The organism is Herbidospora galbida (assembly GCF_005233835.1).
Taxonomy (GTDB): Bacteria; Actinomycetota; Actinomycetes; order Streptosporangiales; family Streptosporangiaceae; genus Herbidospora; species Herbidospora galbida.
The window spans coordinates 59957-80192 of record NZ_SZQA01000031.1 but is presented as its reverse complement, the minus strand read 5'-3'; the positions used below and the strand labels follow the sequence as shown (position 1 = coordinate 80192).

Sequence of the window (20236 nt, the reverse complement as noted above, 5' to 3'; positions counted from 1 at the left end):
GAATGGACCCGCGTTTCCTCGCCATCTCCGAACTGACCGACACCCCGCGCGTGGCGGTCGTGGTCGACGTCATGCGCGCCTTCACCCTGGCCGCCTGGGCTTTCGCCCGAGGCGCGGAGAAGATCGCGCTGGCCGGGTCGCTCGACGAGGCCCTGGCGCTCAAGGACGGCCCGTTGGTGTTGTGCGCCGGCTTCGTCGTGGCGGAGGCGTGCACGGAGGACGCGCTCACGGTCCTGCGCCGTCAGTGATGGAACCCCATCGCCTTCATGTCCCGGTGCATCGGATGGGGCTGCGCCTCCAGGTCCGGCAGCACCCGTTCCAGGTCGGCCAGCAGCAGATCGGCCAGGTCGTGGGTGAACCCGTTGCGCACCACGATCCGCAGCACCGCCAGATCCTCCCGGTTCTTCGGGAACGTGTACGCCGGCACCAGCCACCCCCGCTCCCGCAGCCGCCGCGACACGTCGAAGACGTCGAAGGCCGTGACAGAGTCGGCCGTCGTGAACGCGAACACCGGTAGCTCGTCGCCCCGGGAGATGAGCCGGAACACCCCCATCTCGCCGATCTTCCGCGCCAGGTGGGTGGCCACCGCCCGCGAGGTCCCCTGGACCTCCTGGTAGCCCTGCCGGCCCAGCCGCAGGAAGTTGTAGTACTGCGCCACGACCTCGGCCCCCGGCCGCGAGAAGTTCAGCGCGAAGGTCGGCATGTCGCCGCCGAGGTAGTTGACCCGGAAGATCAGCTCCTCCGGCAGGCAGGAGGTGTGCCGCCACAGCACCCATCCGACCCCGGGATAGACCAGCCCGTACTTGTGCCCCGAGGTGTTGATGGACGCCACCCGCGGCAGCCGGAAGTCCCACAGCAGCCCGGGGTCGAGGAACGGCGCGATCATCGCGCCCGAGGCGCCGTCGACGTGGACGGGGATGTCCCACCCCCGCGCGTCCTGCAGCGCGTCGAGCGCCCCGCAGATGTCCGCCACCGGCTCGTACGACCCGTCGAAGGTCGAGCCGAGCACCGCCACCACGCCGATGGTGTTCTCGTCGCAGTACTTGACCGCCTCCTCGGCGGTCAGGTGGAAGCGCTCCCCCGACATGGGCACCAGCCGGGGCTCGACCTCCCAGTAGCGGCAGAACTTCTCCCAGCACACCTGGACGTTGGCCCCCATGACCAGGTTGGGTTTCCCAGGCCCCGACCAGCGGCGTTTCAGCGCCATCCCGGCCAGCATGCACGCCTCGCTCGAACCCGTCGTCGAGGTGCCGATCACGTCGGAGGGCGAAGGGGCGTTCCACAGATCGGCCAGGATGCAGACGCAGCGCCGCTCGAACTCGGCGGTCTGCGGGTATTCGTCCTTGTCGATCATGTTCTTGTCGGCGCACTCGGCCATCAGCCGGGCGGCCTGCGGCTCCATCCACGTCGTCACGAACGTGGCCAGGTTGAGCCGGGCGTTCCCGTCGAGCATCAGTTCGTCGTGGACGAACTGCCACGCCGCCTCGGCGGGCACCGGCGCGTCGAAGAGCCGGTGGGTGGGCGCGGTCAGGTCGAGACCCAGCGCCGTGACCGGGTTGACCGATCGCGACGCCGGGTGCTTGTGGTGCGCGTGTCCGGAGTGCAACGCCATGCTCGATGTCTATCAGTCATCGAGCGCTCACCTCGGGTAAGGCGCGCTCAGGCGCGCTCGGCCGCCCCCAGCCGTACGCAGACGGCCAGGCCGCTGATCGCCGCCTCCAGTTCCGCCGTGTCGGGGAACGTGGGGGCGATGCGGATGACCGAGTCGGACGGGTCCTTGCCGTAGGGGTGGGTGGCCCCGGCCGGGGTCAGCGCGATGCCGGCCTCGGCGGCCCGGCGCACGACCTCCTTCGCCGTGCCCTCGGGCACCGAGAGCGAGATGAAGTAGCCGCCGAGCGGCGACGACCAGGTCGCCAGGCCCGACAGCTCCTTCGACAGGATCCGGTCGACGGTCTCGAACTTGGGCCGGATCAGGTCGGCGTGGGCGCGCATGTGGGCCCGTACGCCGTCTTCGTCGCGCAGGAACTCGACGTGGCGTAGCTGGTTGACCTTGTCGGCGCCGATCGTGCCCTTGCCCATGTAGCCGAGGAACCAGGCGATCGTCTCGGGCGAGCCGCCGAAGAACGAGACGCCCGAACCGGCCAGGGTCACCTTGGACGTCGACCCGAACACGAACACCCGGTTCGCGTTGCCCGCCTCGGTGGCAAGCGCCAGCAGGTCGGCGAGCTCGGCCTCCTCGTCGAAGAGGTGGTGGATGGCGTAGGCGTTGTCCCAGAAGATCCGGAAGTCGGGCGCCGCGGTGGTCATGGTGGCCAGCCGCGCGACGGTCTCGGCCGAGTAGGTCGTGCCGTCGGGGTTGGAGTACTTCGGCACGCACCAGATGCCCTTGATCGCCGGGTCGGCGGCGACGAGGCGCTCGACCTCGTCCATGTCGGGACCGGCGGGGGTCATCGCGACCGGGATGAGCTCGATGCCGAAGCGCTCGCACAGCGCGAAGTGCCGGTCGTAGCCCGGTACGGGCGCCAGGAAGGCCACCCGCTCCGCGTCGGCCCACCGGCGGGCGGCGCCGAGCGGCACGCCCAGCAGGCAGTGGACGATCGCGTCGTGCATGAGGGCGAGGCTGGAGTTGCCGCCCACGATGAGCTGCGAGGCCGGGACCTGGAGGAAGCCGCTGAACAGCGCCCGGAGCTCGGCCAGGCCGTTGAGCCCGCCGTAGTTGCGGGTGTCGGTGCCGTCGGCGGAGCGGTAGGACGTCCCAGGCAGCGAGAGCATCGGGGTGGACAGATCGAGCTGGGCCGAGGCGGGCTTGCCCCGGGTCAGGTCGAGCTTCAGTCCCCTGGCCTTCAGCTCCTCGTACTCGGCACGCACGTCGCTCATCGCGGGTTCCCTCGGTAGTAATGGGCGGTCATCGAAAGCTTAGTCACCACAGCTCGGTCCCCCGCCGCGAGGTGATCTCCCCGATCTTCGCCAGCGCCTCCCCCACCGGCAGGGCGGCGAGCTTCCGCCCGTCCCGGAGCCGGATCGACACCTCGCCGGCGGCGACCTCCCGCGACCCGACGATCAGCTGGTACGGCGCCAGCCGCGCCTCCCGGATCCGCGCCCCCAGGCTCCCCTTCTCGGGCCCCGACAGCGACGCGCGCAGCCCGAGGTCGGCGCACCGCCGGACCACCCCGTCGGCGAACGCGACCTCGTCCTCCCCCAGCGGCAGCACCGCGACCTGCACCGGCGCGAGCCAGGCCGGGAACGCGCCGCCGTGCACCTCGATCAGGTGGGCGACGGCCCGCTCGACGCTCCCGACGATGCTCCGGTGGACCATGACCGGCCGGTGCCTGGCCCCGTCGGGGCCGGTGTACTCCAGGTCGAACCGGGCGGGCTGGTAGAGGTCGATCTGGACGGTCGACAGGGTCGACTCCCGCCCGAGGTTGTCGGCGATCTGGATGTCGATCTTCGGCCCGTAGAACGCGGCCTCGCCCTCGACGGCCTCGTACTCGACGTCGTGGAGCACCTCGCGGAGCATCTCCCCCGCGCGCTCCCACAGGCCCGGGACCGCGACGTACTTCCCGGAGGACCCCGGCAGCGACAGGCGGTGGCGGACGGGCTTGATCCCCATCGCAGCGTGGGCGGCGGCGATCAGTTCGAGGGCCGCGCGGGCCTCCTCGACGGCCTGGTCGGCGGTGCAGAAGATGTGCGCGTCGTTGAGCTGGATGGCCCGGACGCGGGTCAGCCCGCCCAGCACCCCCGACAGCTCCGACCGGTACATGCCGCCGAGTTCGGCCAGCCGGAGCGGCAGGTCGCGGTAGCTGCGCCCGCGCGACCGGTAGATCAGCGCGTGGTGCGGGCACAGGCTGGGCCGCAGGACCACCTGCTCCTCGCCGATGGAGATCGGGGGGTACATGTCGTCGCGGTAGTGGTCCCAGTGGCCGGAGATCTCGTAGAGCTCGCGCTTGCCCATGATCGGCGAGTAGACGTGCCGGTAGCCGTTGCGTCTCTCGACGTCGCGGACGTAGTCCTCCAGCGCCATCCGGACCGCGGCGCCGTCGGGCAGCCAGAAGGGCAGTCCCGCGCCCATCAGCGGATCGCCGTCGAACAGGTCGAGTTCACGGCCGAGCTTGCGGTGGTCGTACACGATGCGTCTCCTGTGGTGAAGGGGACGCACACAACACCGAAGCCCGGGGCGTGCGCCCCGGGCTTCGAAGTAAGGCAGTGATCAGCGCGCCGGGACGGAGTCCGGCGTCGTCGTCATGAAGGCGCGCTGCATGACTCGAACGCTAGCACGCGCACCACCGCGAGGTCCTCCCGATTCCTAACAGACCGACCGGTCGGTACCCTCGGCTCATGACTCTCTTCTCCGTCGAAGGCAAGACCGTCGTGGTGACCGGCGGGTCGCGCGGGATCGGCCGGATGATCGCCCAGGGGTTCACCGAGGCGGGCGCGACCGTCTACATCACCGCCCGCAAGAAGGACCAGCTGGAGGAGGCCGCCGGGGCGCTGGGCTGCGAGTCGGTCCAGGCCGACCTGTCCACCCGCGAGGGCGTCGAGGCCGTGCACGACCTGGTCGCCGCCCGCCACGACCGGCTCGACGTCCTGGTCAACAACGCCGGCGCGGCCTGGGGCGCGCCCCTCGACGACTATCCCGATTCGGCCTTCGACAAGCTCTGGAACATCAACGTGAAGGGCGTCTTCGCCCTGACGCAGCGCTTCCTCCCCCTGCTCAGGAAGGCCGCGACCCCGGAGGACCCGGCCAGGGTCATCAACATCGGCTCGGTCGACGGCATCAGGACCCCGGCGATGGAGAGCTACGCCTATTCGGCCACGAAGTCGGCGGTCCACATGCTGACCCGGCACCTGGCCGACCGCCTGGCCAAGGAGTCGATCACCGTCAACGCCATCGCCCCCGGCCCGTTCGACTCCAAGATGATGTCGTTCGTGCTCGACGACCCGCAGGCCCGCCAGATGGTCGCCGACGCCGTGCCGCTGGGCCGGATCGGCCGTCCCGACGACATGGCCGGGACGGCGATCTTCCTGGCCTCACGGGCCGGTTCCTACCTCACCGGGACCGTCATCCCGGTCGACGGCGGGATCACCGCCCACGGCTAGGCCAGCATCTCCTTCAGCGCGCGGGCGAAGAAGCTGGGCGCCTCCAGCTCGGTGTCGAGGTAGAGGAACGGCTCGGTGAGCTCCAGTTCGATCAGCACCGGCTCGCCGCCGGGCATCCGCACGAGGTCGATCCGGGCGTAGAGGAGCGGCTCGGCCACCTTGCCCAGGATCTCCTCGGCCAGGTCGAACTGGTCGTCGTCGGGGTCGCGCAGGGTGGCCTTGGCGCCGGCGTCGTTGAGGTCGCCGATGTCGGGGATGAGCAGCGGGGTGCGCCGGACCGCGTGGCTGAACTGGCCGTTGAAGTAGTGGAGCGACAGCTCGCCCTCGTGCTCGACGCTCTCGACGTAGGGCTGCACCATGATCGGCCGGCCCTGCGCCTCAAGGGAGGCGGCGAAGGCCGCGGCCTCCTGCGCCGAGGCGGTGCGGATGGTGTCGCGGGCGCCCGCCGAGATGGTCGGCTTGACGACGTATTCGGCCCAGTCGGGCAGGGCGAGCGAGCTCCAGTGGGTCGGCACGGTCGGCACGCCCAGGTGCTTCAGGTAGGTCTTGTCGGTGTTCCACGCCAGCACCGACGCCGGGTTGAGCAGCCGCGTGTGCTGTTCGGCCCGCCAGGCCCAGTCGATGAACTCGTCACGCCGGCCGACGTAGTCCCACGGTGAGCGGACCACGGCCGCGTCGAACTCCGACCAGTCGGCCTCCGGGTCGTCCCAGCGGACGGGTGCGCCCTCGATCCCCTCGGCGAGCCACGCCGAGAGCACCGTCTCGCGTTCCGGATCGGGGCCGTCCCAGGTGACGTAAGCGGCCTTCATCGAGATTTCCCCTTGCATGTGCGGCATGACGTACAAGACCCCATCATCGCCGCAACGCACGACGGCGCGCGCCGGGCCCGGAAGGAGAGCCCGGCGCGCGCCGGAGTCGACGACTAGTCGTCGAAGCGGTAGGCGAGGCCGGCGACGCTGTTGCGCGCGGTCACCGAGACACCGTTGATGGTGTTCGAGTTGGTCGACGAACCGCCGCCGATGTTGGTCGCGGCCACGTTGCCGAACACGTTGCCCGACTGGGCGGAGCCGCGGTTCACGCTGCCGTTGCTGATCCAGGTGTCGGCGTGGGCGGGCGCGGCGATCAGGCTCGCGCCACAGGCGGCGGCGAGGACGGCACCGGTCAGGGCAAGCTTCTTGATCATGTTCTCTCCTTCGGGTGGGGTGAGTGCTGGGGACGCGGCCGCGGTTTACTTGAAGATGTAGACCACGGTCACGCTGCCGCCCGTTGCGGTAGCGGAGATGCCGTTGATGGTGTTGACGTTCGTCGAACGGCCGGAGCCGGCGTTGCGCGCCGCGACCCAGCCGAAGTTGTTGCCCGACTGAGCCGAACCGATGTTCGCGCTCCAGTTGTCGGACCACGTGTCGGCGTGGGCCGGGGTGGCGACGAGGCTCGCACCCGCGGCGGCCGCGAGCATCGCACTGGTCACGCAGATCTTCTTGATCACTACGGCTCCTTCTCGCGCTTTCCTTGACGGTCTGTTTGACTGGCCGGTCAAAGCACTGCCGAGCATATAGCTCTGCGTAGTCGATTGATAGCACTCTGTGATCAGAATTTTGGTCTGGAAAGAGAAACGGCCCCGCGGCTGCGCCCGCGAGGCCGTTGATTATGGGGATTTCACGGCAAACGACCGGTCAAGGTCTCCGCCGCCGCCTGACCGCAGACCCGCGACGCGCCGTGGGTCGCGATGTGCACCGCGCCCAGGTCGGTGCGTCCCGGCAGGCCCATCTCGACCACCACGCCGTCGGGGCGGGCGGCCAGCATGTGACCGAGGGCGTCCATCTGCCAGGCGTGGCGGTGGGCGTCGCGCACGACCACGACGAGCGGGCGGTCGGCGGCCCGGTCGAGCAGGTCGGCGGGGATGCCGTCGGCCAGTTCGGCCTCGCCCAGCCGGGTGACCGTGGTGCCGGGGAGGAGCGCTCCCAACGGGTCGGCGACGCCCCAGGGCTGGCCCTTGTCGATGGCCAGGTTGGTGTCCGGCGCCAGCTCGACGACGTGGGGTGCCGCGCTGAGCGGCAGGCGGGCGCCGTCGTGGTGGCTGACCCTGATCGCGCGGCGGGCGGCGGCCAGGCCGACCGGGCCGCCGTTGAGAACCCGGTCCTGGGCGGGCAGCCGCCAGGCGGCCAGCTTGGCCACCCGGGCGCACGCCTCGTACAGCCTGGCCTCCGGCAGCAGGCCGCTCACGACCGCGTCGGCGATCGACTCGCGGATGTGGTCGAAGGTCGCCTCGTCGGCGTGCTCGCCGCCGACGCAGACCGAGTCGGCCCCGGCGGCCACCGCGCGGGCGCTCGCGCCGCCGATGCCGTAGGGCGCCGAGACGGCGGCCATCTCGACGGCGTCGGTGATCACCACGCCGTCGAAGCCGAGTTCGCCCCGGAGCAGGTCGGTGAGGATGCGCGGGCTCAGGGTGGCCGGCATCACCTCGTCGTACGCCGGCACGACCAGGTGCCCCGTCATGATCGCCCGCACGCCCTCCTGGATGGCGGCGCGGAACGGCCAGAGCTCGACCTCGTGCAGTTCCTCGCGGCTGACCGCGACCACCGGGAGGCTGTGGTGGGAGTCGAGCGAGGTGTCCCCGTGGCCGGGGAAGTGCTTGGCGCAGGCCGCCACGCCGGCCGACTGCAACCCCCTGATCCAGGCCGCCGTGTGGCGGGCGACCAGGCCCGGGTCGGCGCCGAAGGAGCGCAGCCCGATCACCGGGTTGTCGGGGTTGGAGTTCACGTCGGCGGCGGGCGCGAAGTTGATCGTCACCCCGGCGGCGGCCAGGTCGTGTCCGACGTCTCTGGCCACCTCCTCGGTGAGATGCACGTCGTCGACCACGCCGAGGGCGTAGTTCCCGGGGCGGGAGCTGCCCGTACGGGCCTCCAGCCGGGTGACGTCGCCCGCCTCCTCGTCGATGCCGACCAGGAGCGCGGGGTTCTCCGCGCGCAGCGCGGCCGTCAGGGCCGCCAGCTGGTCCGGCGTGTCGACGTTCCGGGAGAACAAGACCACCCCGGCGAGGCCGTCGGCGAGACGCCTGCGCAGCCAGTCGGGGGGCGAGGTCCCGATGAAGCCGGGGAGGATGACCGAATCAGCCAGACGCAGCAGCTCCGTGCTTCGCGTCATGCGGCACCGCACTTGGGCATGCCCGAAATCTAATAGGAAAGTTTCCTATTCGCTAGAGGTCTTACCTGCAATTTCACAAGTCGATTCGTTCGAGCTTGTTACCGACGGCGCGGAAGGAGGCTGCCGTGGACACGGGGGCGCCGGGGCGGTCGACGTACGGGACGGCGCGGTAGTCGACCGTGAACTCCTCCATCGACGCGTGGGCGACCAGGTAGCCGCGCCGGCCGTCGAAGAACGCGAGGTGCGGGTTGCGCTCCAGGGCGTCGTCGCGGACGGCGGGCGGAGCGCTGCTGATCGACGTCACGACGAATTCCACGCCCCTGTCAAGGCGGGCCGCCCAGGCGTTGTGGACGTCGCCGCTCAGCACCACGAAGTTCTCCGGCGCGGCGTCGAGGACCTTCCGCCGGCTCTGCGGGTAGGCGTCCCAGGCGTCGGCGCTCGGCGGATTCCGCGGGGCGAAGAACAGGGCCTGGGCGAGGACCGTCCAGCGGGCGGTGGAGGTCTTGAGCCGGTCGAGCAGCCACGTCGTCTGAGCGGGGCCGAGGATGTCGCCCGCCACGCGGTACTGCCGCGCGTCGGCCACCAGCAGGTCGAGCACCGCGCCGAACGTGCGCCGGCGGTAGTACTGCATAGCGTCGCCGGCCGGCTTGACGCGGTAGGGCAGGTGTTCGGCGTTGGCCTGGTAGGCGGCCTTCCTGCGCTTGGGGTCGCCGGTACGGCCCCCGTAGTTGTTCACCACCTCGTGATCGTCGGGGATGGTGATCCAGGGGGCGGCGGCGTGGGCGGCCTGGAGGTCGGGGTCGAGGCGGTAGAGGGCGTACCGCTCGCGGTAGGCGTTGAGGGTGGTGCAGGCGGCGGTCGAGTCCTTCAGGGGGCGTACGTAGCGGCCCGGCTCGGCGACCGCGGGCTTGCCGTACTCGTAGATGTAGTCGCCCAGGTGCAGGACGACGTCGGGATCGTCGGCGACCAGGTGCTTGTAGGCGGTGAAGTGGCCGTGCTCGTAGCGCTGGCAGCTCGCCACCGCGATCTTCAGCGGCGCCGTCGAGGCCGGCGCGGGCGCGGTCTTGGTACGGCCCACGCGCGAGGTGTGGCCGTCGGCGCGGAAGCGGTAGAAGTACACCGACGCCGGGCGTAAGCCGGTGACCTTGACGTGCACGGAGTGCGCGCCCGAAGGCTGGGCCCTGGTCGTGCCCGAGGCCGTGAGCTTCGCGAACCTGTCGTCCTCGGCCACCTCCCACCGCACGTCGAACGCGCTCGCGGGCATGCCGCCGCCGTTCAGGGGGTCGGGGGCGAGCCGGGTCCAGATGATGACGCCGTCGGGCGCGGGCTCCCCCGAGGCGACGCCCAGTGTGAACGGGAATTTGATTTTCGCCATCCTCGATCATCGCCGATTCCGCGCTCTGAATGGTCCGTCGGCCCCAACGGCTCATAATGGGTGGGTGAACCAGCGCAAGAGCACCGCGACGGCGCGCAGAACCCACGGGGTGACCGCCTCGGAGCGCCGCGACCACCTGGTCAAACTGGCGGCTGAACTGTTCGCGCGCAAGGGCTTCCAGGCCACCACCGTCCGGAACATCGCCGACGAGGCCGGGATCCTGTCCGGCAGCCTCTACCACCACTTCGACTCCAAGGAGTCGATCGTCGACGAGGTCCTGCGCACGTTCCTCGACGACCTGACCGCGCGCTACCGGGTGATCCTCGACTCGGGCAAGGGCCCGGCCGAGGTGCTGGCCCAGATGGTCCGCACCGGCTTCGCCACGCTCGAACCCCACCGGGCCGCGATCACCGTCATGCAGAACGACTGGAACTACCTGCGCTCGCTGGAGCACCACCGCTTCGACTACCTCGTGAAGGCCGAAGACGAGATCGAGCGCATGTGGATGGAGCAGATCAAGAAGGGCCAGGCCACCGGCGAGCTGCGGGCCGACGTCGACCCGAAGCTGACCTACCGCATGCTGCGCGACTCGATCTGGGTGGCGGTGCGCTGGTTCCGTCCGGGCGGGCGGCTCAACACCACCGCGCTCGCCGACCACTACATCACGGTCCTGTTCGACGGCCTGGCGACCGGAGAGCGGACCGACCAGCCGGGATGAGCCTCGTCGACGCGGTCCGGGCCGCTCTCGGCGACCTCGCCGACCCGGAGAAGGCGCCGGTGATGCGGGCGTACATGAAGTCCGAGATGCCCTTCCTGGGCGTGCAGAGCGGGCCGCGGCGGCTGGCGCTGAAGAAGGTCTTCGCCGCCCACCGGCTCGACTCCGCGCCGGTGTGGCGCCGGGCCGTCCTCGAACTGTGGCGCGAGGCGAAGTACCGCGAGGAGCGCTACGCGGCGATCGACCTGACGGGCTTCCGCTTCTACCGCCCGTGGCAGACCCTCTACACCCTGCCCATGTACGAGGAGATGATCGTCACCGGGGCCTGGTGGGACCTGGTCGACGAACTGGCCGTCCACCGGGTGGGCACCCTGTTACGGCAGTTCCCCGAGACGATGCGCCCGACGATGCTCGACTGGGCCCACGGCCCAGACCTGTGGAAACGCCGCACGGCGATCCTGTCGCAGAACACCTTCAAGGAACACACCGACAGCGCGCTCCTCTACGCCTGCATCGAGCCGAGCCTGTCCGACACCGACTTCTTCGCCCGCAAGGCCATCGGCTGGGCGCTGCGCGAATACGCCAAGACCGACCCGCGCGAGGTGGTGCGCTACGTCGAGCACCAGGGTCTCAGCGGCCTGTCGCGGCGCGAGGCCCTCAAGAACGTGCCGGGCGACGGCCGGTGAACCCGATTCCCGCCATCGGGTGAAAGCAGGGTGATCGGCCCCGAGGAACGGAGCGCCCGCTTGATCACCCATGGCCCCGACGACGCGGAGGTGATCGACCGTGCCCGGCGGGATCCCGCCGCCTTCTCCGTCCTGTTCGACCGGCACGCGCCCGCGCTGCACCGCTACGTGCTCCGCCGTCTCGGCGACTCGCTGGCCGACGACGTGGTGGCCGAGACGTTCCTGACGGCCCTGCGCCGGCTCGGGCGTTACGACACCGCCCACCGCGACGCCCGCCCGTGGCTCTACGGCATCGCCGCCAACCTCATCGGCAGGCACCGCCGCGCCGAGGTCAGGGCCTACCGGGCGCTGGCCAGGACTGGCGTCGACGAGGTCGCCGAGAGCTACGCCGACCGGGTGGAGGCGCGGGTGTCGGCTTCGGCGCTGCACCGGGAGCTGGCCGAGGCGCTCGCCGTGTTGTCGCCGGCCGACCGCGAGGTCCTGCTGATGGTCGCCTGGGCCGACTTCAGCTACGAGGAGGTGGCGCGGGCCCTCGGCATCCCCGTCGGCACGGTGCGGTCGCGCCTCCACCGGGCCCGGCGCAAGACCCGCGCGGCCCTGGGCGGGAGCGACCCGTCCGCCGTCCAAGAGGAGGCCAGCCGTGGATGACCTGAAGCTGCTGGGCGGGCTGCGCGCCGACGCCCCGGAGCCCTCCGCCGACCGGCTCGACGCCCTGCGCACCCGCGCCATGCGCCGCCGCCGCGTCCGGCTCGCCCCTCCCCTGCTCCTGGTGGCCGCCGCGACAGGTGTCGCCGTCGTGGTGGTGGGCGGCATCGGCATGCCGGTCCCGGACCTGCCGACGACGGCCCGGCCGGTCGTCACCGGCGGGATCCGGCCGATGAACGCGGAGGTGGTGCTGCGGCGGGCCGCCCGGGTGGCCGAGCGTGGCGCGCCCGTCCCGGCGCCCCGAGACGACCAGTGGGTGTACTGGAAGCTCCTCGTCCAGAACGGCGACGACCCCGCGCCGATCGCCGAGGAGTACTGGACCCGCTTCGACGGCACCGCGCAGTCCTTCCGCCGCGCGCAGGGCGGGATGGAGCACCTGGCCATCGAGCCTGAACCCGGCGACGACCAGCTCACCCCGCGCGAGTTCGCGGCCGAGTTCGCCGAGCTGCCCACCGACCCGGCGCGGCTGCTGGACCACGTGAAGAACGATCCGGTCTGGAAAGCGGACGGCGAGCACGAGGACGCGCGGGCCTTCCGGGTGTTCTCGGTCTTCCTCTACCAGGAGGTTCCGCTGCCGCCCAAGCTGAGGGGGGCGATCTTCCGGGCGCTGGCCGAGATCCCGGGCGTGCGCGTCGACGCCGGGGTCCGCGACGCGGCCGGCCGGACCGGCATCGGCGTGGCCTTCGAGGGGGACGTGCCCGGCTCCGGCGTCCGGCGCGACCTCTACCGCCAGGTCACCTCGCGGTCGTATCTCATCTTCGACGAGACGACCTCCGCGTTCCTCGGCAGGCGGGTCGACCAGCTGCGGGACGAGCGCATCCACACGATCGACGTCCCGGCGGGCACCAGGTTCGTCAGCGCCGTGATCGCGGACGGCGTCGTCGACGAGCCGGGGCGGATCCCCGGGTAGGCCGAACGGCTCGCGCGCCCCGAATGCGCGCGAGCCGTCGTCAGCCGGGGAGGGTCAGCTCGCCGGGACGGTGTCGACCCAGCTCGTGCCCGCGGTGCGGTAGTTGTTCACGCGCTGGATGACGGTGGCGGGCGCGACCACCTCGTTCTTGGCGTGGTAGAACCAGTCGACCTGCTGGATCCACTGACGCTGGGTGCTGCTGCCGACGAGACCGCCGCTGATGAACCACAGGTTGAAGTTCACCGACTGCACGGTCTCCGGGTAGTAGTCGCCGCCGTGGGTGGCGAACAGCTGCCCGTCGATGTAGTACTTGATCTCGCCGCCGGAGACCTGGAGAACCAGGTCGTGCCAGCCCGCGTAGCTGATGCGGTTGGCGGTGTGGGTGTTGACCGCGAGCCAAGGCTCGTTGCGGTAGGTCTCCCACGAGGTGGCGTACATGATGTTCGCGGGCTCGCCCCAGCCGCCGTTGGGGAGGTACTCGAAGTCCTGCTCGCTGTAGTTGGGGTCGAGGTCCTGGTTGAGCGGGGTGATCGTGAAGAAGGTCTGCACGATGTGGTCGCCGTCGGGGCCGGTCGTCGGGGTGTCGGTGAAGAAGACCCGGGCGGCGTAGGTGCCCTCCAGGAACTTGCGCTGGTGCAGCACCTCCGACTGCTGGGTGCCCGACGAGGTGCCGTCGGTGACCGACTTGAGCTGCAGGGCCTTGTTGCTGCCGCTCACGGTCGGGAAGGTGACGTTGGACGCCGGCCAGGTCGCGCCGGGGATGCCGGGGCCGCCCTGGTTGGTGCGGATCGTCCAGTTGTGCGCGTTGATGTTCGGGTCGGTGTGCGAGGTGTAGCTGAAGTCGTCGAACACGACGCCGTTGTTGCCACCGGGCGGCGGCGACGTGCTCGGAGAGGCCGACGGCGACGGCGACGGGCTGGGGTTGCCGCCCGCCGGGGCGTTGCCCCACAGCAGCGCGCCAGACTGGTAGACGGTGATCTTGTTCCAGTCGGCGTACGAGGCCTGCGCGCCGAACGAGTAGTCGTCGCTCTGCGTGATGCGCTGCCAGTCGGCCCGGTAGAACCGCAGCTGCATGTCGCTGGTGGAGGCGCCCGGGGCGAGCGAGCCGCTCGTGAAGCCGATCTCCAGGTAGCGGTCGGCGGTGGCCGTGCCGGGCGAGATCGTGCCGAAGGTGCCGGTGATCGTGGCGCAGCCGACGACCGCCCACGAGCAGGCGAAGCGGTACTGCTGCGAGGCCGACTCGGCCTTGAAGTAGTAGCGGACCTTGACGGTGTTCAGCGCCACCGCGGTGGTGCCGGTGTTGACCAGGTTCAGCCAGGGCTCGACCTGGTCGGCCTGGGCGCCGGAGGCGCTGGTCTTGTACTGGACCTTGACGGCGGTGGCGGCCTCGGCCGGCAGCGCCACCAGGCCGATGACGGCGAGGGCGGACATCAGTCCGCCGGCTAACCACTTCTTGCTGGACACATCGTTCCTTTCTTTATGGGATGAGCGGACCCACCGAGACGCCCTGTGCGGCCAGGCGGGTCAGATGGGGGTCGAGACGGCGCAGGAAGTCGGAGTAGTCGCCCGCCGATCCCCAGGCGACCTCGGCGAAGGCCAGCAGCCGGGGGAAGGCCTGGCGTTCGACGTCGGCCGGGGTCGGCATGTACTCGGTCCAGAGCTGGGCCTGGACGCCGATGATCCCCGGCGCCGACGGGGGCGCGAAGTGGTAGGTGTTCGACAGCGACAGGACCCGGTCGGGGAAGAACGGACCGGCCTCCTGCTCGGGCGGGTAGTCGAGGTAGGTCCGCAGGTGCGGGGCCAATACGACGTCGCGGCCCTCGAGGGCGGCCAGCTCGCCGCTCTCCTCGTCGAGCCAGGTCATGGTGGTGGCGCCGGGCGGGCCGTCGGGCTTCTCGTACCAATAGACGAGTTTTCTGTCCTTCTTCGCCAGGTGCTCGGCCATCCGCGCGGTGATCCAGGCCCGGCAGGCGTGCGCGCCGGGCAGGCCGAGCTCGCGGATGCGCTCCTGGGCGCGCGGCGTGCGTTCCCACTCGTCGTTACGGCACTCGTCGCCGCCGACGTGGACGTACTCGCCGGGGAACAGGTCGCAGACCTCGTCGAGGACGTGCTGGAAGAAGGCGATGGTCTCCTCTTCCAGGTTGAGGGTGTGCTCGCTTATCCCCCACTTCGTCCAGACCTCGTAGGTCTCCGAGGGGTCGTTGCCGAGTTCCGGGTACGCCGCCAGCGCCGCCTGCACGTGGCCCGGCAGGCCGATCTCCGGGACGATCCGGACGAACCGGTCGGCCGCGTAGGCGACGATCTCCCGGATGTCCTCGTGGGTGTAGTGGTCGCCCGAAACCTCGGTGAGACGCGGGTAACGCCGGATCTCCAGCCGCCAGCCCTGGTCGTCGGTGAGGTGCAGGTGCAGCACGTTCAGCTTCAGCTCGGCGATCAGGTCGATCAGCCGCAGGATGAACGCCTTCGGCATGAAGTGCCGCGCCACGTCGAGCATCACCCCGCGCCACCCGAACCGGGGCGCGTCCTCGATCACCCCCTCCGGGAGCCGTTCGCCGAGCTGGCGGAGCGTCTGCCGCCCGTAGTAGGCCCCGGCGGGCCCGCCGGACGCCAGCTCGATGCCGCCCTCGTTGAGAGTCAGGCGATAGCCCTCCTCCGGCAGGCCCGGATCGGGTCGGTGCCGGACGAGATCCTCGGAGAACGCGACGGAGCCCCCGAGGACGGCCAGGTCACGTGGCCGCGGAATGATCACGTTGGGTTTCCTTTCTCAGCCCTTGACCGCGCCGGCGATGATCCCTGAGGTCACCCGGCGCTGGAGGATCAGGAAGATCAGCAGAACCGGCAGCATGAAGAGCGTGGCGGCGGCCATGGTGGCGCCCCAGTCGGTGCCGAAGACGTTGGAGAAGGACGAGAGCCAGACGGGCAGCGTGCGGTCGTCCTGGTTCTTGATGATCAGCGCGTTGGCGAACGCGAACTCGTTCCACGCGGTGATGAACCCGAACAGGGACGTGGACATCAGCCCCGGCGCGAGCAGCGGCAGGACGACCTTCCGGAACGCGGCGGTCCGGCTGGCGCCGTCCATCTGGGCGGCCTCCTCCAGCTCCTCCGGGATCGCCGCGAGGAACCCGCGCAGGGTGACGATCGTGAAGGGCAGCGTGCTCATGAAGTAGATGAGCGTCAGCATGGAGAGCTTGTCGAGCATGCCGGTGTCGCGGGCGATGATGAACATCGGGATCAGCAGCGCCTCCCACGGGGCCATCTGCGCGATGAACACCATGAGGATGAACGCCTTGCGCCCCCGCCAGCGCATCCGGGCGACCGCGAACGCGGCCAGCAGCGCCACGACCAGGCTGAGCACGACCGCGCCGAGCGAGACCAGCAGCGAGTTGCGCCAGAACAGCGCGAAACCCTCGGAGCCGATCGCGGTCTCGAAGTGTTCGAGCGTGGGGTGGAGCGGGAGGAACTGGGGGGTGTCGGCCTGGATGTCCCGAGTGGGCTTGAACGCCGTGACGACCATCCAGTAGACGGGGAAGACCGAGACGACCAGCACCGACAGGGCGGCGAGCGTGATGGGGAGACGCTTGATCACTTGTCCGCTCCCTCGTGCTTGTACATGCGGCGCAGGTGCGGGACCAGCACGACCAGGAGGATGAGCACGGTCAGGGTCGAGATGGCCGAGCCGAGGTCGTATTTGTGCAGCGACTGGGCGACCTGGTAGGCGTACACCGGCAGGGTCGTGGTCGCGCCGTCCGGGCCGCCCTGGCTGATCGCCCAGATCTGGGCGAAGCACTTGAAGACCCAGATGATCTCCAGCGACGTGATCAGCCCGAACAGCGGCCGGAGCATGGGGAAGGTGACGTCGCGGAAGACCTGCCAGCCGGTCGCGCCGTCGATCCGGGCGGCTTCGAACAGCTCCTGCGGGATGGTGGTCAGGCCGGCGTACAGGGTCAGGGCCGCGAACGGGACCGACTGCCAGACGACGAGCAGCACCATGATGGCGAACGTGGCGGTCCCGTCGGCGAACCACGTGTACCCGTCGAACCGGGTGAAGCCGACACTGGTCAGCAGCCAGTTGACCACTCCCAGCTTCGACTGGAACAGCCACTGGAAGATCGTGGTCGCGGCCAGGACGGGCGTCGCCCAGGTCAGCACCAGCCCCGCCAGGACCGCGAGCCGCAGCCTCTTCCCGAGGCGCGCGACCATGAGCGCGACCAGGGTGGAGATGACCATGATCAGGACGACGTTGACGCCCGTCCAGACCAGGGTCCTTCTGACGACCGCCCAGAACTCCGCCGAGCCCAGCGCCTCGTGGTAGTTCTCCAGCCCCACGAACGCGGCCCCGCCCCTGATGAGCTCACCGGTCCTGAAGTGCTGGAACGAGATGATCACGCTGCGGATCAGCGGATAGAACAGCAGGTAGGCGGTGCCCGCGACGGTCGGGATCACCAGCAGGTACGGCCACAGGGCCGGGAGGCCGCGCCGCCGCCTCGGTGGAGGCGGGGCCGCCGCGGCGACGGGCCGCTCGGGAGCCTGCGTGACCACAGAAGTCCTTCCTTCTCTGTACGAGCGGGCCCGTCCGCCCGGACGGGCCCGAGACCGGGTCAGGACTTGGTGTTGAGGATGTCGGCGATGACCTGGGACGCCTTGGCGGCTTCCGCCGCGCCGTTCGTGCCGGTCAGGTAGGTCGTCATGTATTCCTTGATGACGTTCTTGGCCTCGACCGCCGCCCAGTTCGCCGAGTTCGGCGTGGCATGGCCGTTGGCGGCGCCCTTGGCCATCGCGGCCGCGCCCTCGCTGGTCAGCACGCCGCCCAGCGAGACCCGGTTGGGCACGTAGGACATCTCCGTGGCCATCGCCGTCTGGAACTTCTCTCCGGCGAGGGCCTTGATGACCTCGTACGCGAGATCGGGGTTCTTGGACGCCTCGGGGATGATCAGGTCGCTGCCGCCGGTGAAGACGGCGCCGGGTTTGTCGGCGGTCTTGCCGGGGATCGGGAAGAAGCCGAGCTTGCCGGCCAGGTCGGGGTTGGCCTTCTCGATGGCCACCGCGCCGCCCGGCGAGGAGATGAGCTGCGCCACGTCGCCCTTGGCGAACACGTCGGCCTGCGGCGGGTTGGCCTCGTCGGAGTCCTTCGGCCCCTCGCCCAGCGCCTGGAGCTTCTTGTAGAAGTCGATCCCGGCCAGCGCCTGCGGGCTGTCGAGGCCGCCCTTCCAGGTGCCGCCCTCGTTGACGGCCAGGTCGCCGCCCTCGTCCCAGATGAACCCGGCCAGGGTGTACCAGTTCTGGCCCGGCAGGTAGATGCCCTGGTTGCCGTCGGCGTTGAGCTTGGTGGTCACGTCGATCCACTCGTCCCGCGTCGCGGGCGGGGCGGTCACGCCGGCCTTCTCGAACAGGTCCTTGTTGTAGATGACGACGCGGTTGGCGGCGTACCAGGGGATCCCGAACTGCTTCCCGTCGATCTTGCCGGGATCGGCGAGACCGGGCAGCCAGTCGGCGCCCTGGAGTTCGGTCACCTTGTCGGTGAGGTCCTTCACGCCGCCGCTGGCGGCGTACTCGGCGACCTGGGTGTTGCCCACCTCGATCACGTCGGGGGCGTCGTTGCTGGCCAGGGCGCTGGTCACCTTCTGGCCGATGCCGTCCCACTCCTGGATCTGGACGTCGAGGGTGACCCCTTGGTGCGCGGCCTCGAAGTCGCGCTCGAAGGTGCCGAGCAGGGCGTCGGACATGCTGTCGCGCATGATCCAGACGGTGAGCGCGGTCGCGGCGGGCGCGGTGCTGTCAGTGGGCGATTCGGTGGACGAAGAGCCGCATGCGGTGAGCCCGGCGGCGAGCGCCAGAACCGCCGCCGCGGCGAGGAACCGGGGGGCCATTGGTTCTCCCAGTGGTCAGATATTGGTAAGCAATCTGCCTGCTGGCGCTAGAGTGGTCTTAACCAGTAGACCCGTCAAGACCCGTTATTCAGTGTTTACATTCGACAACTGGTAAGACGCTGGTAAGGTCGGGAGCGTGACTGTCAACATGCGGGCGGGGCTGAAGCGCGACCGGGTACGCGACTTCCTGCTCGACTACGTGGCCGACAAGAAACCCGGCGAGGCCATCCCGTCGGAGCGCGACCTGTGCAAGGAACTGGGCGTCTCCCGCCCGACCCTGCGGGCGGCCATAGACGACCTGGTGCGCTCGGGCGTCCTGGTCCGCGAACACGGCCGCGGCACCTTCACCGGCCCCCAGCGCGTCACCCAGGCGCTGTCGGCGACCCAGACTGGATCGTTCTACGCGCCGCCGGCCGAGGGGAAATGGCTGAGCGCGATCCTGGAGTTCGCCTCCTCGCCGGCCGGCCCCCAGCTGACCAGCCGCCTCCAACTGGCCCCCGCCACCCCCGTTCTCCGGGTGGTCAGGCTCCGCGTCGTCGACGATGCGCCGATGGCGATCGAACGCCTCCACCTGCCGCACGAGCTGGTGGCCGGGCTGCAACCCGCCGACATGGAGACGGGGTCGTTCTACAAGGTGCTGCGTGAGCGGTTCGGCGTCGACGTGCGCAGCGCGGTGCAGACCATTGAGGCGACGGTCACCGACGAGACGGAGGCGGAACTGCTGGGGGTGCCGGAACACTTCCCGGCCCTGCTGGTGGAGCGCACGACGCGGGACGTGAACGGGCGAATTGTGGAGTTCACGCGGTCGATCTACCGGGGGGACCGCTATCGGGTGACGTCAGAGCTCTATTTCGACGCCGAGTCCGGGTGACCGGAGAAAACCGTTCGATGGAATCGAATTCCACATTCACCGATCACGCCAATAAACCAATGCGTCACAACAAGAGCAGATAAGCACTAACGGACGGCCTCACACCAGCGGCATTGCCCACCCCGGCAACCCCGAACAAACGATTTCCTGCACAGGAAGAATCAAACGAAGACCTCGATCTCGGCCACGCCATCCAAGCATAACCGAGGCTCGCATTTCGGCCACATTACCGTAACCCATTATCCAGGGGCCGACACGATCAGTCGGAACGGAATGTCACTGACCCAATACATTCGCGGCGATCGCGGTCTCCGAGTGCCATCCGGTACACATCACTCAAGCAAGGGAACGTGAATTCGGCCTACGTTGACTTCAATTGGTCATCGTGATCAGATTGGGCCCGTCATTAGCTGCGGACGCCAGTCCCGCGAAGAATCAGCGTCCGCAGCGCATCAACGATGCAAGAGGAGGCTACACCTCAGTGAGACCCAAGTTGGGCTTAAGACGTGCCGGAATCAGTCTGGCCGCCGTGGCGCTCGCAGCCGGTGCCGTCGTCGGCGTGACGACCACGGCCAACGCCGCCGGCACTTCCCCCTCGACCTGGGGGTGTTATGCGCAGTGGTGGGACACCGCCTTCGCCGGTAAGTGCAGCAAGGCGACCCAGGCCATCTGGCCCGTTTACCTGTACGGCGACTGCGCTTTCGAACTGGATCTGGAGCTCGGCTCCTACTCCCTCCCCAAGGGCTATTCCGGCACCTTCGCCAGCAGCGAGTGCACGATCTCGGTCAACCAGGCGTATCTGCTGTTCAGCTGAGACACGAACCAACCGGTAATCCACGGGTGCTCACCATGGGTGGGCACCCGTC

General features: G+C 69.7%; 21 protein-coding genes. 8 read left to right on the top strand and 13 right to left on the bottom strand.

The annotated features are described in order from the left end of the window. Positions 1–2 precede the first annotated feature (2 nt). A complete protein-coding gene (locus tag FDA94_RS27735; RefSeq protein ID WP_212735538.1) occupies positions 3–248 on the top strand; it encodes a 2-phosphosulfolactate phosphatase in 246 nt (81 codons plus the stop codon). Here FDA94_RS27735 and gad read toward each other — a convergent pair. Genes gad through thrS form a run of 3 tightly spaced genes read right to left on the bottom strand, consistent with a single transcriptional unit; the run spans position 242 to position 4126 of the window. Beyond that, positions 242–1612, bottom strand: coding sequence for a glutamate decarboxylase (gene gad / locus FDA94_RS27730; RefSeq protein ID WP_137250015.1), 1371 nt, complete (start codon positions 1610–1612; stop codon positions 242–244). The two genes, FDA94_RS27735 and gad, sit on opposite strands and share 7 nt — an antisense overlap. Positions 1613–1659: 47 nt before the next feature. Beyond that, positions 1660–2877, bottom strand: a complete 1218-nt coding sequence (locus tag FDA94_RS27725; protein WP_137250014.1) for an aspartate aminotransferase type Ic — start codon at positions 2875–2877, stop codon at positions 1660–1662. Between the two features lie 43 nt (positions 2878–2920). Continuing rightward, the gene (thrS, locus tag FDA94_RS27720) at positions 2921–4126 is read right to left on the bottom strand and encodes a threonine--tRNA ligase (RefSeq protein ID WP_137250013.1); all 1206 of its coding nucleotides are present in this window, start codon (positions 4124–4126) and stop codon (positions 2921–2923) included. Between the two features lie 209 nt (positions 4127–4335). Between thrS and FDA94_RS27715 the strand changes: the two genes are divergently transcribed. Next, positions 4336–5097 (top strand): SDR family oxidoreductase, encoded by a 762-nt coding sequence (locus FDA94_RS27715; RefSeq protein WP_137250012.1) that lies wholly within the window; start codon positions 4336–4338, stop codon positions 5095–5097. Here the strand turns inward: FDA94_RS27715 and FDA94_RS27710 are convergent. The 5 genes from FDA94_RS27710 to FDA94_RS27690 form a co-directional block, all read right to left on the bottom strand. Beyond that, on the bottom strand, positions 5094–5906 hold the full coding sequence (locus FDA94_RS27710; RefSeq protein WP_246060193.1) for an ATP-grasp domain-containing protein: 813 nt from the start codon (positions 5904–5906) through the stop codon (positions 5094–5096). The genes FDA94_RS27715 and FDA94_RS27710 overlap by 4 nt on opposite strands. Before the next feature lie 113 nt (positions 5907–6019). Beyond that, positions 6020–6280: a hypothetical protein gene (locus tag FDA94_RS27705; RefSeq protein WP_137250010.1), complete on the bottom strand. Its 261-nt coding sequence runs from the start codon at positions 6278–6280 to the stop codon at positions 6020–6022. 45 nt (positions 6281–6325) lie between these two features. Further along, on the bottom strand, positions 6326–6583 hold the full coding sequence (locus FDA94_RS27700; protein ID WP_137250009.1) for a hypothetical protein: 258 nt from the start codon (positions 6581–6583) through the stop codon (positions 6326–6328). Positions 6584–6753: 170 nt separating this feature from the next. Continuing rightward, on the bottom strand, positions 6754–8241 hold the full coding sequence (locus tag FDA94_RS27695) for a glycoside hydrolase family 3 protein (RefSeq protein ID WP_137250008.1): 1488 nt from the start codon (positions 8239–8241) through the stop codon (positions 6754–6756). A 73-nt stretch (positions 8242–8314) separates the two neighbouring features. Further along, on the bottom strand, positions 8315–9616 hold the full coding sequence (locus FDA94_RS27690) for an alkaline phosphatase D family protein (RefSeq protein ID WP_137250007.1): 1302 nt from the start codon (positions 9614–9616) through the stop codon (positions 8315–8317). A 64-nt stretch (positions 9617–9680) separates the two neighbouring features. On the opposite strand from FDA94_RS27690, the gene FDA94_RS27685 reads away from it, so the two are divergent. The 4 genes from FDA94_RS27685 to FDA94_RS27670 are packed head-to-tail and all read left to right on the top strand — an operon-like array spanning position 9681 to position 12632. Further along, complete coding sequence (locus FDA94_RS27685) at positions 9681–10334, top strand: TetR/AcrR family transcriptional regulator (protein ID WP_246060192.1); 654 nt, start codon at positions 9681–9683, stop codon at positions 10332–10334. Continuing rightward, the gene (locus FDA94_RS27680; RefSeq protein WP_137250006.1) at positions 10331–11017 is read left to right on the top strand and encodes a DNA alkylation repair protein; all 687 of its coding nucleotides are present in this window, start codon (positions 10331–10333) and stop codon (positions 11015–11017) included. The genes FDA94_RS27685 and FDA94_RS27680 overlap by 4 nt, the downstream gene beginning before the upstream one ends. Positions 11018–11077: 60 nt before the next feature. After that, positions 11078–11665, top strand: coding sequence for an RNA polymerase sigma factor (locus FDA94_RS27675; RefSeq protein ID WP_137250005.1), 588 nt, complete (start codon positions 11078–11080; stop codon positions 11663–11665). Next, entirely contained in the window at positions 11658–12632 is a 975-nt protein-coding gene (locus tag FDA94_RS27670) for a CU044_5270 family protein (RefSeq protein WP_137250004.1), read from the top strand. Before FDA94_RS27675 ends, FDA94_RS27670 begins: the two co-directional genes overlap by 8 nt. A 54-nt stretch (positions 12633–12686) precedes the next feature. On the opposite strand, the gene FDA94_RS27665 is transcribed toward FDA94_RS27670, so the two are convergent. Genes FDA94_RS27665 through FDA94_RS27645 form a run of 5 tightly spaced genes read right to left on the bottom strand, consistent with a single transcriptional unit; the run spans position 12687 to position 18499 of the window. Continuing rightward, positions 12687–14063 carry a cellulose binding domain-containing protein gene (locus FDA94_RS27665; RefSeq protein WP_137250003.1) on the bottom strand — a complete coding sequence of 459 codons (1377 nt, stop codon included), beginning with the start codon at positions 14061–14063 and terminating at the stop codon, positions 12687–12689. A gap of 46 nt (positions 14064–14109) precedes the next feature. Continuing rightward, positions 14110–15381: a beta-N-acetylhexosaminidase gene (locus FDA94_RS27660; protein ID WP_137250002.1), complete on the bottom strand. Its 1272-nt coding sequence runs from the start codon at positions 15379–15381 to the stop codon at positions 14110–14112. 15 nt (positions 15382–15396) lie between these two features. Beyond that, positions 15397–16218 (bottom strand): carbohydrate ABC transporter permease, encoded by an 822-nt coding sequence (locus FDA94_RS27655; protein ID WP_137250001.1) that lies wholly within the window; start codon positions 16216–16218, stop codon positions 15397–15399. Beyond that, complete coding sequence (locus FDA94_RS27650; protein ID WP_212735537.1) at positions 16215–17171, bottom strand: carbohydrate ABC transporter permease; 957 nt, start codon at positions 17169–17171, stop codon at positions 16215–16217. Before FDA94_RS27650 ends, FDA94_RS27655 begins: the two co-directional genes overlap by 4 nt. 59 nt (positions 17172–17230) lie before the next feature. After that, the gene (locus FDA94_RS27645; protein ID WP_137250000.1) at positions 17231–18499 is read right to left on the bottom strand and encodes an extracellular solute-binding protein; all 1269 of its coding nucleotides are present in this window, start codon (positions 18497–18499) and stop codon (positions 17231–17233) included. A gap of 136 nt (positions 18500–18635) precedes the next feature. On the opposite strand from FDA94_RS27645, the gene FDA94_RS27640 reads away from it, so the two are divergent. Continuing rightward, complete coding sequence (locus FDA94_RS27640) at positions 18636–19370, top strand: GntR family transcriptional regulator (RefSeq protein ID WP_246060191.1); 735 nt, start codon at positions 18636–18638, stop codon at positions 19368–19370. 529 nt (positions 19371–19899) lie between these two features. Then, entirely contained in the window at positions 19900–20184 is a 285-nt protein-coding gene (locus FDA94_RS27635; protein WP_137249999.1) for a hypothetical protein, read from the top strand. The last annotated feature ends 52 nt before the right edge of the window (positions 20185–20236 follow it).